An 11,755-nucleotide genomic window follows, 5' to 3' on the forward strand; every position below is an offset into this window, starting at 1 on the left:
TCAAAGCCGTATGACTTAGGTTATCCCCCGGCGACAACCCTGGTCAATCCAGGATCACCGGGGTTGCTGCCGGAACTCGATCGTTGTGTCGGGATCCCATCGCCTGGGCCGCCCGCTCGCCGGCGGTGGCCCCGGACGCAGGAGCACCGTCTCGTCGACACTTCCCGGCGCGTACACCGCTCCAGGTCGACGCGGGGACTCCGGCGCCACCGGCCCCACCTTGAACCGACCCGGCTGAAAGGTGGCCTCGCGCCGCCCGGGATCCACCGGCCGGGCATCCGCCTCGTCATGTAGCCGCCGGGCCCAGACCCGCAGCCACACCGCGGCGATCAGGCCCAGGGCCAGGACGACGGCGCCGACGGTGACGACGGTGAGCACCGTCGGCGAGTCGAAGCCCTCACTGGCCCACTCTTCGGCCAGGAACTGCCACGCCTGGCGCACCGTCGCGTCGCCGATGTCGACCCCCGTCGACTCGTCGTCCCACATCAGCGCCCCACCCCCAGCAGCTCCGCGAAGTCCGGCCGGGTGTGCTTACGCACCTCGGCCACAAACTCGGGCGGCAGGCGGTCGGCCCATGCCTGCACCTGCGTGTCGACCTCGCCCAGTCGGCCGTAGATCCGCCCCACGTACTCGGTCTTGTCCCCCGCCTCGATCAGCGCCGCCTGCCCGGCTCGCCGCGCGGCATCCGCCGCGCGCTCGGCGGCCTCGGCGCGCTTCGCGAACTCCTCGCCGGCGGCCCTACATCCCTCACGGGCAGCCCGGGCGACCTCGTAGTGCAGGTCCCGATCCCGCTTGGCTTCCTCCAGCTCGCGCTCCAGGTCGGCGACCCGTTCCCGCAGCCGTGTCTCCCGATCGGTCACGTCACCGCCACCTGACCGGTGTCGTCGCCGGCCGCCGCCGTCTGCTGGGGCCAGGTGCCCGAGTTCGCGTCGCGGCGGTGGTGGCGGTGACGGCCGCCACGCGGTTGCGTGCCGTTGTTCGTCGGCCACACCGACCGCAGCAGGCGTCGCACCTTGGTCTCCGCCGCCGCCTCGGGCGGGATAATCTCGACCGGCTCCACAGGTTCGGTCGACGTGACGGGCTCGATCGGCTCGGCCGGCACGATGGGCGCCATGGGCTGAGTAATCTCCGCGAGGAACCCGGGCGGCGGGGGCGGGTCGGCTGGCTCACCCCAGTCGGGCGCGGGCAGGCTGTATCTCTCGGCGAACCGTTCGATGGCCGTCCGGACTCCCAGTGCCGCCTGACTGAGCTGCCGGCCGGTGGGTGCTGACGCCGACGCCGCCGCTTCGGCGCGCTGCCGCCGGTATTCCTCCATCAACACCGGCAGCAACAGGAGTTCGACAGCCTGCTCCGTCAGGTACAGCGGCACGACCGGCTCGGGCGGCGAGGAGAACGAGTTGGCGTTTCGCAGGTCGCCCCACGACAGGGTCTCCGTCGGCCTCCCGAGCAGTTCGTACCACTCGCCGCGCGCGGAGTCGGGTGCGTCTTGCCGTACCGCGACCCGCCAGTGCGAGCCGCGGCCGACGAGAGCGAACCAGCCGTCGTCGTATTCGTCCGTCATGCTTCTTTCCCTCCGTCGTGGTTGATCGGCGGTCGCCGTCTCGGCAGCCGTCTTTTCGGCAGCTCCGGGGGGAGCAACTTGGCCCACTCGCGCCGTGACCAGCGCCTGGCCCGCCACAACGCCAGCTGCCACAGCGCTTCCCTGGCCAGCCAGTACGTCTGCCGGATCGCTTCAGTGAGGCCGATGCCGACCAGCAGGTAGATGGCGACGACGGTTGGCAGTGGCGCGCCCACGGGTAGCTCGGGCATGTGAACCTCTCGCTGTCTTGCTTTGGACCTTGAGGGCGCCGCGGGACTCGAACCCGCACGACGCGGCCACCCATCCGTGGCCTGACGCCCGCCTCGTGCTACTGGTCGACGCCGGCCGTGAAGCTGGGGGTACGCCGGCGGCGAGCGAGGAAGTACAGGACGATGCCGAGGGCGAGGGCGCTACCGCCGCCACCGGCGATGCCGGCGACCTGGACGCCGGTCAGCGGCAGCTCGCCGCCGCCGTCGTCGTCACCGCCGCCACCGGTGCCAGGCTCCGGCGATCCGGTCGGCCCCGGGGTCGGGGTCGGCTGCGCGCAGTCGTCCGGCCGGGCCCACGTGAACTCCTCCGTGGGGGTGCCGGCGACCTCGACCTTCACCGTGACCTTCGGGTTCGCCGGGTAGGTGAAGTTGTGGACGCTGCCCGAGGCGGCCTCGAACTCGTGCGTCGCGGCGCCGTCCAGGCCCGGGGTGATGACGACCTTGACTGGCCCGGACTTCGCCGGCACCACGATCTTGACCTTCAGGGCGTCGCAGGTACTCTCCGAGGTGATGTCGGCGTCGCAGCCGGCCGGCTCAGCCCACCGGTGCTTCCCGACCGTTGCCCACCGGGCGCCGTGCTGGTACGGCTTGGCCAGGACGACGATCTCGCCCGGCCCGGCCGGGACCGTGAAGGTCTTGCTGCCACCCTTGTCCACCGTGGCCGGGCCGCCGACGGTCTTGGCGCTGCGCAGCAGCCAGAACTTCCACTTGCGGTCGTCGGGGCTCTTCACGGTCACGTCGGTGCCGGTGCAGGTGTCGACGAACTCGGCGGCCGGCTTACCCGCCGGCTTGCGCCACACGTGCTTCTCGCACGTCTTCCCGGCGGCGAACTCGACGTCGTCGACCTGGGCGATCAGCCCCTTGGACCACTCCTGCCGCCAGCCGAACGCGACCACCTTGGCGAACGGGTTCGCCTTCGCGATCTCCTTCAGGCTCTTGCCGGCGTGCGCGTTCGACGTGTACTCGATCATCCCCTTGACCGCGGTGTCCAGGGTCCAGAACGTGCCCTTGTCGACGTCGAAGGTCTTCTCGCCGAGGCCCGGCGGGATCGGGCTGTTGTTGTCGTTCGGGTTGCCGTACGGCTCGTAGACGAGCGTCGCCGTCTTCCCGCCGGGCAGCGACAGCCGCAGCAGGTACGCCGGCATCGCCTCGGGCGACTCCACGCCGTGCGCAACCTTGTTCGTCCAGTACGACATCCGGTGCACCAAGATCGGGGGGACCGGGGCGACCGACTTCCACCAGGTGGCACCCTGGTCGTTGTTGTCGGAGGTGGAGACCTGGACACCTTTGGCGAGCAGGGTCACGGTCGGGTCGGGCTGGCCGGCGAGCGTGATGTCGCCGGTGTTGCTGTGCAACACCGGTGGGCATGTCTTGCTGCCGGTCGCCGCGGCCGGAGCCGCGGTGCCGACGACGACGGCGCCGGCCATCAGGGTCAGCGCGAACGCGCCGGCCAACTTACGGTTAATCAACGAAACTCCTCGATACGCGTACCCCGTCCGGAACCGGCCGGGGAGATGAGGGGGCGGAGAGCAGGCACTCCCGCACACGGGCGGCCCTGTCGGCCGGTAGTCCCAGTTGCTCGATCAGAAACTCGACGTGCCCTCGGTCCGTCAGGTCCTTCGGCGCGACGACGTACTGGGCGTCCAAGGCCCCGGCGAGGGCGGCCACGGACGTCACCCGACTGGCCTTCGTGCCGCGCACCAGTGCGCTGACGGTCATCTGTCCGACGCCGGCGCGTACCGCCCACGCCTTCGCGGTCCAGCCGGTCGATCGCCACAACCGCAACAGCGGGACGACCATCGGATGGACGCTCATCGGCGGGCCGCGACCAGGTGACGCCTGTGGCTCGGGTCCTTCGCGCACAGCCACACCTCGTGCAGCACCTCGACGGCGCCCTGCCGGGTCAGGCGTTCGTTCGCCGACAGGATCGTGGCGTAGTCGTGCGCGGGGATGATCTCGACGTCGCGCAGCAGCAGCTGGCGACCGTTCGCGGAGCCGAGCACGTGAGCCGCGAACGCGAACGTCCGCTGGCAGCGGGTCCAGAGCGACCGCTCGCACCCCGAGACACAGTTCGGGCCGGCGCCGCCGCCCGTGCGGCGCTTATCGACGCACGGTTCACAGATGACGGGGTCGCGCATCGTGGCGCGCTGCGGGCTGAAACCGGCAGCCGCGTACACGGCGCCGTCGATCGAGTAGCCGACCATCTCCGATCCGAAGTCGCCGACGTGGTGGCCGTACTGCTCTATCCGTAGTGCCGCGCTCCGGGCGAGCTGTCCGGCGGCGATCACCTGCTCCGGGGTGTGGGCGACCAGGTGCGGTTGCGTTACGATTGGCATCGATGTCTCCCTGGTAGTGGAGAACGAGGCCCCGCCCCCTCCGGCGGGGCCTCGTCGTCTTGGTGCGGTGCGGGGCCGGGCGGCGGTGCGAGCGGCGGGTGGAGGTCCGATCTGCTCGGCTGCCTGTCCCGCCCGGCCCCTGCTCGCGTGGCGGACGAATCCGCCGGGGGTGGTTACCGTTTTCGGGGGCCGGGGTGACGATTCAGCCGCCGGCGGGTCGCCTCGATCGCCTCTTGAAGCGGGTTGACCGGCTCGGGCTGCGGCTGGGCGGGGACCGGGTCGCCGTCGGCCAGGATCTTCCGAATCCGCTCGATGTGGTCGAGGTTGAACCGGAAGTGGTACCGGCGGCGGCCCTGTCCGCGCCGTGTCGCCGGGAACTGGCCGGTCTTGCACCGCTCCAGTACGGCCTCGTACGGCAGGCCGAACATCTTGGCGACCTGGATCGGGGTGAACCAGTCGGTCGACGGGTCGAATCCGGCAACAGCGCGAGTGTCTGTCTGGACGGTCATGCCGCATCCGCCAGATGGCCCTGCGTCATGTTCGGGTTGCGCGGGGCCGGTCTCCCCCCGGCGGAGAGGACCAGGTACTTCCGGTCGGGGTTGCCGAGCGCTCGCTGGATGCGGTTCAGCGCGTCCGGCGAGATGGTGTGCGCCAGACCGTTCTCGATCTGGCAGAGATACGCGGAGCTGTAGCCCGTCTTCCGGGCCAGGGCGCTCTGGCTGATACCGAGCGCGTGCCGGTGCCGGCGTATGGCTGTGCCGTCCGGGGTCGGACTGCCGTGCGCCATGCCTCGGCGGCAACGTTCGCAGGTGGAGGTGCCTCGGTTAGGCATGGCCGGGACACTAACAGCTTTTAACGTCTTTTAACAAGGATGGACACCTCAGCCGTCTGGCCATGTCCATCTTCACCAATGGGTGTCTATTCTCGTACAAGCAGTCACCATTAACTTCTTTTAACTGCCATCATTCGATGCGTGGTGAGCGGGGACGGCAACTGGGCGGCGCTACGCGCCGCGATCAAGGCCGAACGGGGACGACGAGGACTGTCGCTGCAAGAGGCGGCAACGGCCGCACGCATTGCCCGACAAACCTGGCACAGCGTGGAGAACGGCCCCAAAACGACGTTCCAGGGATACATACTCTCGCGGATCGAGATCGCACTCGGGTGGGACGTCGGGACCGTCGACACCATCCTGGCCACCGGGTCGACGAGGACGCTCGCCGACGTCGAGGCGGAGATGCGCGCCATCGCCGACAACCCCAACCGCAGCAAACCCCTGCGGCAGCAGGCGGTAGCGGTGCTTCAGCTGATCGACGCGGTTCGGGCGGCGAACGCCCAAGAGGAGGAGGCGACCGGGTAGGGGCCCCGCCCCGGCCTACGCCGCTTCGTCGTCCCGCAGCAACCGCCGCCGATCCCGCTCGTTGAGCCGCATGTGCTGCTGGCCCTTCTCCTTCCACAGATGGGCGTAGATCGTCATCGTGGTGTTGTAGTTCGAGTGCCCGAGCCGGTCCGCCACCTCCATCGGCAACCAACCGTCCTTGATGCACCGCGACGCCTCCGTGTGCCGGGCGTCGTACATCCGCGGCCGACGCGTCAGCACCCCCGGGCAGCCGCACGTCGACACGTCGTCGAGGGTCCACCACTGCCGGCGCCGATCCGGAACCCGGTGCTCTTCGCACCGCATCGCCGCGGCGAGCGTCGGCAGCCAGTACCGCCGGTACAGGTTGTTGCGCTGCCACACCTTGCCCCGCGGTGACGGAAAGATCAGGTCGCTGGGCCGCTTTCCCTCGCACCGACGCCGCAGTACCTCGGCCACCACCGACGACACCGTCACGTCTCGCGCCGACTGGTCCGTCTTCGGCGGCCCGATCCTCCCGTCCCTCTTCAAGGCCCGGCGCACCCGGACCTCGGGGGCGTTGCCGTCGACAGTCACGTCCCTGACACGCAGCACCAGCGCCTCCCCGAGCCGCAGACCGGTGTTGACGAGCGTGAGCCACAGGTCGGCGATGGCCTCGGGGCAGTTGTCGTGGATCAGGTCGACCTCGTCGTCCTGAAGAAACATCCCCTCGAACATCTTCGTCTTCGGCAGCCCGAGCCGGCTCTTCCGCGTTCCGTGCGGCTTCGCCGCGGGGTTCAGGGCCAGGTGCCGAGGCACGGCCGAGCCGAGCACCTGGTGCAGCAGCTCGTGGGCGCGCCGCACCGAGTTGGCACTGATCTGACGCCCCTTCGGCTTCGACTTCGTCTTCCCCACCCGAGACGTCCGCAGCTTGCGCACGAAGTCGATGAGTACGTCCTCGGTGATGTCGCGAACCAGGTAGTGGCCGAGGTACGGCAGGATTCGCAGCCGAAGCACCCGGGCGTACTCCTGGACCGTGCCGGCCTCAACCTCGCCTTCGCCGATCTGGGTCGGGTCGAGCGGTTCCCGGCTCTTCAGCCACGCCTTGGCGAACTCCTCCAGCGTCGGCGTGTCACCGGTCTGCGGCTCCTCCCCGAGGATCTTCGCCTTCGCCTCGTCCCGGGTCATCCGGTGCCCGGCCGCTTCGACCAATGCCTTCGCCGCGAGGGCGAGTTTGTACGAGACGTTGGGGTCCGAACCGGTGAACGACAGGGCCTGGTAGATGCCGTCGCGTCGGCCGCCGAGCCGCCACTCGATCTGCCAGGAGTTTCCGCGCTGCCGGGGCTTCGTCGTCACGGGAGTGACGCTAAGTGAATCCCGTGCTGGCATGCCAGCACCGGGTTCCAGATATGGCCAGATGTGGCCGAGTGCGGCCGAATACAGAGGGGCCCCCACCTGCTGGTACAGTTTCCGCCGCAGGTCAGAGGCTTGATCGGTCTACGATTCCTAAACCGTGTGTCGCAGGTTCGAATCCTGCCGGGGGCACCTCGAAGATCAGCGAAAACGGCAGTCGACCAGCGGATATAGTCTTCCGTAGTTGGGTCGCCGTGTGCAGCGGAGCGCCGCCGACAGCCGCCGTTTGTCGCCATCCACGGACTGCTCACGGATTGACCTTGGGATGGTTAGCCCATGTCACGAAGGCCGCCCCGCGAAGATTCGGACTGACGTCCGGTGGCACGAGGCTACTGATCGGAGCCTCGCAACGCGTCCTCGATCCGCTGGTTGACGGTCGCCTCCTGGCCGTCGATGCACTTCGCGTACACCTTCAACAGCACGTCGACCGAGTGGCCGGCTCGGTCGGCGACCTCGGTTGCCGGAACGCCAGCGTTCAGCCAGAGCGACACCGCCGCGTGCCGCAGGTCGTACGGCCGACCCGCCAGCGGCGAGGCCACCTGATGTGGAGTCAGTGCCAGCCCTCGCGCCTCCTCCCACACCCGGGAGTACGTCGATGCGCCCACCACGTTGCCCCGCTCACTGTGGAACAGCCGGCCACGCTGCCCGTGTACGACAGGGCGGTCAGCAACTCCTCAGCCAGACGCGGACTGACCACCACCCGCCGTGATCACCACGTTCGTGACCTTCTTCACCGCGCAGACCGCCATCGGGAGCGCGCACAATGCATCGATCACCGACAAGGGTGCGCTGCAGGCCACGATGGGCGCGATCATCTACATGACGTTGCTGTGCATCTTCTCCATGGGCGTTGCGGCAGTGCTGCGCAGCCCGGCTCTATCGCTGGGCATCCTGGTGCCGCTCTTCTTCATGGTTTCCGAGATCCTGAACAACCTGCCCGGCGTGCAGAAGGTCGCGCAGTTCCTGCCGGACGCGGCGGGCCAGATCATGATGCGCGGCGATCCGCCGGAGAGTACGGTCCTGAACGGCTGGACCGGCTTGGGCCTGCTGACGCTGTGGACGGTCGCCGCGCTGTTCGCCGGCTACGCCACCCTGCGACGGCGCGACGTGTGACCCGGCCGGTGGTGCCGGACCTCAGACCCCCGCGATGGCACCCACAAGACACCACGCTCACGATCTTCCTCGCCATGCAATACCTCGACGGGGCCAAGTGCGCTTCGGTCTCAGCGCATTTCTCTCCCGTATCGACTGGCAGACAGGAGATACGACCGCCTGGCGGGTGATGCCGGGCCGATAGGGTCCTCGTATGGAGCAGCCGACTCCCCGATTTCTGATCGCCCGCCACATCGGCTTCAGCGAGTTGGTGGTCCTCGACTGCTTGATCGCAGCCGGCTACATCGCCCTTGCCTTGCTGCTGCGACACGCCACCACCGGCGATGCCAGGCTCACCGGCACGGCGGCCGACGTACTGGTGGTCGCCACCGGCCTCCCGGTTGCCATACGGCGGCTATGGCCGGTCCCGGTGCTCGGTGTCGTCGTCGCCGTGTCGGTGGTGGCGCTGGTCTCGGGCGTGGTCACGGACCCGTTCGTGGCGCCCGCGCTCGCCCTTTACCCGGTGGCGCTGGCCCGGCCGGGACAGCGGTGGATACCCGCCGCGGCCGCCGGCGCACTGGGCATCTCCGCCGCCCTCGCCACCGCGCCGACCGTGGCGTACGCCTCCTGGTGGCTGGCAGGCCCCGGCTTGATCCTGGTGGGCTGGGCACTGATCGCTGCGGCGTGGACACTCGGCAGCGCCACCCGGCAACGCCGGGTCTACGCCGCACGCGAGGCAGCCCGGATGGCCGAACAGGCGGTCACCTCCGAGCGGCTGCGCATCGCCCGTGAGCTGCACGACGTGGTCGCGCACAGCATCGGCGTCATCGCGGTCAAGGCCGCCGTCACCAACCATCTGCTCAGCGACCCGTCCGACGAGGTACGCGAGGCGCTGCAACTGATCGAGGAGAGTAGCCGGAGCGCGCTGACCGAGATGCGACACATGCTCGGCGTGCTGCGCTCCGACAGCGGCTCCGGCCCGGGCGAGGAACCCGCCGGCCCCATGCTCGCGCCGGCCCCCGGCCCGGCCGGACTCAGCGCGCTCGTCGAGCGCTGCGCCGCGGCCGGAGTGACCGTACAGTTGCACGCCGAAGGCGTGAACCGGCTGCCGCAGGCACTGGGGCTGACGATCTACCGCATCGTGCAGGAGGCGCTGACCAACGCGGTAAAGCATGCCGCGCCGACCCGATGTGACGTCATGATCCGCGTCGACGAACGACGGATCACGATCGGGATCGTCGACGAGGGCCCCCCGGAGCCCACGCGCGCTCCGCCCACCGTGCCTGGTCACGGCCTGATCGGCATGCGTGAACGCTGCGCGATCTACGATGGGATTCTCACAGCCGGCCCTCGGCCCGGCGGCGGCTATCAAGTCCAGGCCACGATTCCGTGGGAAGCAACACACACCGATGGAGTACGGCGATGAGCGCACCCGTCCGCGTCCTGATCGCCGACGACCAAGCCCTGCTGCGCAGCACGTTCCGGCTATTGATCGACCGGGAACCGGGCCTTGAGGTCGTCGCGGAGGCCGAGACCGGCGACCGCGCGGTGGAACTGGCCCGCGGCACGGAGCCGGACGTGGTGCTGATGGATATCCGCATGCCCGGCATGGACGGCATCGAGGCGACCCGCCGATTGTGCGACCCGGGCGGAGCGGTCGGTAGCCGGGTGATCATCCTGACGATGTTCGACCTGGACTCGTACGTCTACGCCGCCCTGCGGGCCGGGGCGAGCGGATTCCTGCTCAAGGACACTCCACCTGGGGACCTGCTCAACGCGATCCGGATAGTGGCGGCCGGGGAGGCGCTGCTGGCCCCGTCGGTGACCCGCCGCCTGATCGCCGAGTTCGCCCGCGCGGCGGAGCCCGGACCGGCGGCGGGCCCGCTGGAGCGCATCACCGACCGGGAGCGCGAAACCCTCCTCCTCATTTGTCGAGGGCTTTCCAACTCCCAGATCCGCGACCGGCTGAAGATCACCCTACCGACGGTGAAGAGCCACGTGAGCAGCCTGCTGACCAAACTGAACGCCCGCGACCGCACCCAGCTCGTGATCATTGCCTACGAGTCCGGACTGGTATCCCCGCGCAGGTGAGCATAGGAAACCTCGCGTTGTACCTGGCAAACCAAAATTCCCGTCGGGCACATGATCGCTAACGCCGTTCATTCCGATGCGGTGGTAGCGGGTAGGTCGCTTCGATGATCAGCGTCCCCGCTGGTACTGCACAGTTCTGTGACGTGCCCCCGGCAGGATACCGACCTGCGCTTCGACCCTTCCGTGAGTGAACCGTGGCTGATCAGGCGATGCTGACGCGGTGGGTTAGCCGGACGGGGCGTCGCAGATCCGTTCTGACTCCTGCCGGGGGCACCTCGAAGATCAGCGAAAACGGCAGTCGACCAGCGGATATAGCCTTCCGTAGTTGGGTCGCCGTGTGCAGCGGAGCGCCGCCGACAGCCGCCGTTTGTCGCCATCCACGGACTGCTCACGGATTGACCTTGGGATGGTTAGCCCATGTCACGAAGGCCGCCCCGCGAAGATTCGGACTGACGTCCGGTGGCACGAGGCTACTGATCGGAGCCTCGCAACGCGTCCTCGATCCGCTGGTTGACGGTCGCCTCCTGGCCGTCGATGCACTTCGCGTACACCTTCAACAGCACGTCGACCGAGTGGCCGGCTCGGTCGGCGACCTCGGTTGCCGGAACGCCAGCGTTCAGCCAGAGCGACACCGCCGCGTGTCGCAGGTCGTACGGCCGACCCGCCAGCGGTGAGGCCACCTGATGTGGAGTCAGCGCCAGGCACCGCGCCTCCTCCCACACCCGGGAGTACGTCGAGGCACCCACCACGTTGCCCCGGTCGCTGTGGAACAGCCGTCCGTCCTTGGCGACCCCGAATCGGTCGATGTGCTGCCGAAGGATCGACACCAGGTCCGGCGGAATCGGTACGCCCCGTGGCTCCGTCTCGGCCCGATGCTTGAGCCCGCGCTTGTCGTGCGCCTCGCCACTGTCGGTCCAGCGCTTCCCCGACCGTGGCCGGCTCCCGACCAGCGTGAGCCGTCCCCAACCCTTTGCCGGAAGGTGGCAGTCCTGCTCACGTAACGCCAACGCCTCACCGGGCCGCAGCGCACCGAAGTACATGCACGCGAAGAACGCCACCAGCCGCTCACCCCGCCAGAACCGACCACGCCGCCCGACGTACGACAGGGCGGTCAACAACTCCTCAGCCAGACGCGGATTGACCACCACCCGCCGATCGATCACCGCGGCAACCTTCTTCCGCGTGGACCGAACCCGGAGCTTGTCGACCGGGTTGAACTCCAACGCCTCCAGCTCCACCGCGTATGCAGCACGTTGTAGAACACCGATCGCTTGCGTCGATCAGCAGCCGACGCAGGTCCGCCAGTTCGGGCCGGCTGGCCGGGTCACCTACCAGCGCCGGAGTGACGGTGGCCAGGGCGTCGACCAGGCTCGCCCGGGATTTCGCGGCGGCTCCGGGCCACTTCATATCGAGGTACTTCTGTACGAACTCCAGCCACGTCGCCGCCTCCTTGGCCTCCACCATTGAATCGGGCAGTCCCGTCGCGGGATCGAACGCCTCGCCCCGGTTGATGCCCTGCATCAGGTCAGAGCGGAAGTTGTCCGCCAGGGCCCGGGTGGCGAAGTTTCGCGACTTTCTTGCTCGGTGAGGCCTACGGTCGCGGGGAGGGCGGGTCCTGTCTCTTATATACATCTGACGC

The 11,755-nt window shown here is 68.9% G+C and carries 16 protein-coding genes; 4 read left to right on the plus strand and 12 right to left on the minus strand.

Features of this window, described 5'->3' with window-relative positions; all coding sequences use genetic code 11:
- Nucleotides 1-54 precede the first annotated feature (54 nt).
- The 9 genes from I0C86_RS41705 to I0C86_RS41745 form a co-directional block, all read right to left on the minus strand.
- A complete protein-coding gene (locus tag I0C86_RS41705) occupies nucleotides 55-486 on the minus strand; it encodes a hypothetical protein (protein WP_196206819.1) in 432 nt (143 codons plus the stop codon).
- Nucleotides 486-860: a hypothetical protein gene (locus I0C86_RS41710; RefSeq protein ID WP_196206820.1), complete on the minus strand. Its 375-nt coding sequence runs from the start codon at nucleotides 858-860 to the stop codon at nucleotides 486-488. Before I0C86_RS41710 ends, I0C86_RS41705 begins: the two co-directional genes overlap by 1 nt.
- The gene (locus I0C86_RS41715; protein ID WP_196206821.1) at nucleotides 857-1,561 is read right to left on the minus strand and encodes a hypothetical protein; all 705 of its coding nucleotides are present in this window, start codon (nucleotides 1,559-1,561) and stop codon (nucleotides 857-859) included. The genes I0C86_RS41710 and I0C86_RS41715 overlap by 4 nt, the downstream gene beginning before the upstream one ends.
- Nucleotides 1,558-1,809, minus strand: a complete 252-nt coding sequence (locus I0C86_RS41720) for a hypothetical protein (protein ID WP_196206822.1) — start codon at nucleotides 1,807-1,809, stop codon at nucleotides 1,558-1,560. Before I0C86_RS41720 ends, I0C86_RS41715 begins: the two co-directional genes overlap by 4 nt.
- A 98-nt stretch (nucleotides 1,810-1,907) precedes the next feature.
- A complete protein-coding gene (locus tag I0C86_RS41725) occupies nucleotides 1,908-3,317 on the minus strand; it encodes a hypothetical protein (protein ID WP_196206823.1) in 1,410 nt (469 codons plus the stop codon).
- A complete protein-coding gene (locus I0C86_RS41730; RefSeq protein ID WP_196206824.1) occupies nucleotides 3,310-3,648 on the minus strand; it encodes a hypothetical protein in 339 nt (112 codons plus the stop codon). The genes I0C86_RS41725 and I0C86_RS41730 overlap by 8 nt, the downstream gene beginning before the upstream one ends.
- Nucleotides 3,649-3,659: 11 nt before the next feature.
- Nucleotides 3,660-4,184 carry a hypothetical protein gene (locus I0C86_RS41735; RefSeq protein WP_196206825.1) on the minus strand — a complete coding sequence of 175 codons (525 nt, stop codon included), beginning with the start codon at nucleotides 4,182-4,184 and terminating at the stop codon, nucleotides 3,660-3,662.
- Between the two features lie 173 nt (nucleotides 4,185-4,357).
- A complete protein-coding gene (locus I0C86_RS41740; protein ID WP_196206826.1) occupies nucleotides 4,358-4,693 on the minus strand; it encodes a MerR family transcriptional regulator in 336 nt (111 codons plus the stop codon).
- Complete coding sequence (locus I0C86_RS41745; protein ID WP_230395625.1) at nucleotides 4,690-4,971, minus strand: helix-turn-helix domain-containing protein; 282 nt, start codon at nucleotides 4,969-4,971, stop codon at nucleotides 4,690-4,692. Before I0C86_RS41745 ends, I0C86_RS41740 begins: the two co-directional genes overlap by 4 nt.
- A gap of 186 nt (nucleotides 4,972-5,157) precedes the next feature.
- On the opposite strand from I0C86_RS41745, the gene I0C86_RS41750 reads away from it, so the two are divergent.
- A complete protein-coding gene (locus tag I0C86_RS41750) occupies nucleotides 5,158-5,544 on the plus strand; it encodes a helix-turn-helix domain-containing protein (protein WP_196206828.1) in 387 nt (128 codons plus the stop codon).
- A gap of 15 nt (nucleotides 5,545-5,559) precedes the next feature.
- Here the strand turns inward: I0C86_RS41750 and I0C86_RS41755 are convergent, their stop codons facing one another.
- The gene (locus I0C86_RS41755; RefSeq protein WP_196206829.1) at nucleotides 5,560-6,876 is read right to left on the minus strand and encodes a tyrosine-type recombinase/integrase; all 1,317 of its coding nucleotides are present in this window, start codon (nucleotides 6,874-6,876) and stop codon (nucleotides 5,560-5,562) included.
- A 386-nt stretch (nucleotides 6,877-7,262) separates the two neighbouring features.
- The gene (locus tag I0C86_RS41760) at nucleotides 7,263-7,538 is read right to left on the minus strand and encodes a site-specific integrase (protein WP_323374160.1); all 276 of its coding nucleotides are present in this window, start codon (nucleotides 7,536-7,538) and stop codon (nucleotides 7,263-7,265) included.
- A gap of 100 nt (nucleotides 7,539-7,638) precedes the next feature.
- On the opposite strand from I0C86_RS41760, the gene I0C86_RS41765 reads away from it, so the two are divergent.
- The 3 genes from I0C86_RS41765 to I0C86_RS41775 all read left to right on the plus strand — a co-directional run bounded on the left by I0C86_RS41765 (nucleotide 7,639) and on the right by I0C86_RS41775 (nucleotide 10,116).
- Entirely contained in the window at nucleotides 7,639-8,046 is a 408-nt protein-coding gene (locus I0C86_RS41765) for a hypothetical protein (protein ID WP_196206830.1), read from the plus strand.
- 193 nt (nucleotides 8,047-8,239) lie between these two features.
- Nucleotides 8,240-9,451 (plus strand): sensor histidine kinase, encoded by a 1,212-nt coding sequence (locus tag I0C86_RS41770; RefSeq protein WP_196206831.1) that lies wholly within the window; start codon nucleotides 8,240-8,242, stop codon nucleotides 9,449-9,451.
- Nucleotides 9,448-10,116 (plus strand): response regulator, encoded by a 669-nt coding sequence (locus I0C86_RS41775; RefSeq protein ID WP_196206832.1) that lies wholly within the window; start codon nucleotides 9,448-9,450, stop codon nucleotides 10,114-10,116. Before I0C86_RS41770 ends, I0C86_RS41775 begins: the two co-directional genes overlap by 4 nt.
- A 470-nt stretch (nucleotides 10,117-10,586) precedes the next feature.
- Here I0C86_RS41775 and I0C86_RS41780 read toward each other — a convergent pair whose 3' ends face one another.
- A complete protein-coding gene (locus tag I0C86_RS41780; RefSeq protein WP_323374161.1) occupies nucleotides 10,587-11,354 on the minus strand; it encodes a tyrosine-type recombinase/integrase in 768 nt (255 codons plus the stop codon).
- Nucleotides 11,355-11,755: the final 401 nt, after the last annotated feature.

The organism is Plantactinospora alkalitolerans, from assembly GCF_015690345.1.
In the GTDB taxonomy this organism is placed as follows: Bacteria; Actinomycetota; Actinomycetes; order Mycobacteriales; family Micromonosporaceae; genus Plantactinospora; species Plantactinospora alkalitolerans.

Excerpts from the sequence above, each read along its gene's own strand:
- I0C86_RS41705 (WP_196206819.1), bottom strand. The coding sequence starts at position 486 with ATGTGGGACGACGAGTCGACGGGGGTCGACATCGGCGACGCGACGGTG.
- I0C86_RS41715 (WP_196206821.1), bottom strand. The coding sequence starts at position 1,561 with ATGACGGACGAATACGACGACGGCTGGTTCGCTCTCGTCGGCCGCGGC.
- I0C86_RS41720 (WP_196206822.1), bottom strand. The coding sequence starts at position 1,809 with ATGCCCGAGCTACCCGTGGGCGCGCCACTGCCAACCGTCGTCGCCATC.
- I0C86_RS41730 (WP_196206824.1), bottom strand. The coding sequence starts at position 3,648 with ATGGTCGTCCCGCTGTTGCGGTTGTGGCGATCGACCGGCTGGACCGCG.
- I0C86_RS41735 (WP_196206825.1), bottom strand. The coding sequence starts at position 4,184 with ATGCCAATCGTAACGCAACCGCACCTGGTCGCCCACACCCCGGAGCAG.
- I0C86_RS41740 (WP_196206826.1), bottom strand. The coding sequence starts at position 4,693 with ATGACCGTCCAGACAGACACTCGCGCTGTTGCCGGATTCGACCCGTCG.
- I0C86_RS41745 (WP_230395625.1), bottom strand. The coding sequence starts at position 4,971 with ATGGCGCACGGCAGTCCGACCCCGGACGGCACAGCCATACGCCGGCAC.
- I0C86_RS41770 (WP_196206831.1), top strand. The coding sequence starts at position 8,240 with ATGGAGCAGCCGACTCCCCGATTTCTGATCGCCCGCCACATCGGCTTC.
- I0C86_RS41775 (WP_196206832.1), top strand. The coding sequence starts at position 9,448 with ATGAGCGCACCCGTCCGCGTCCTGATCGCCGACGACCAAGCCCTGCTG.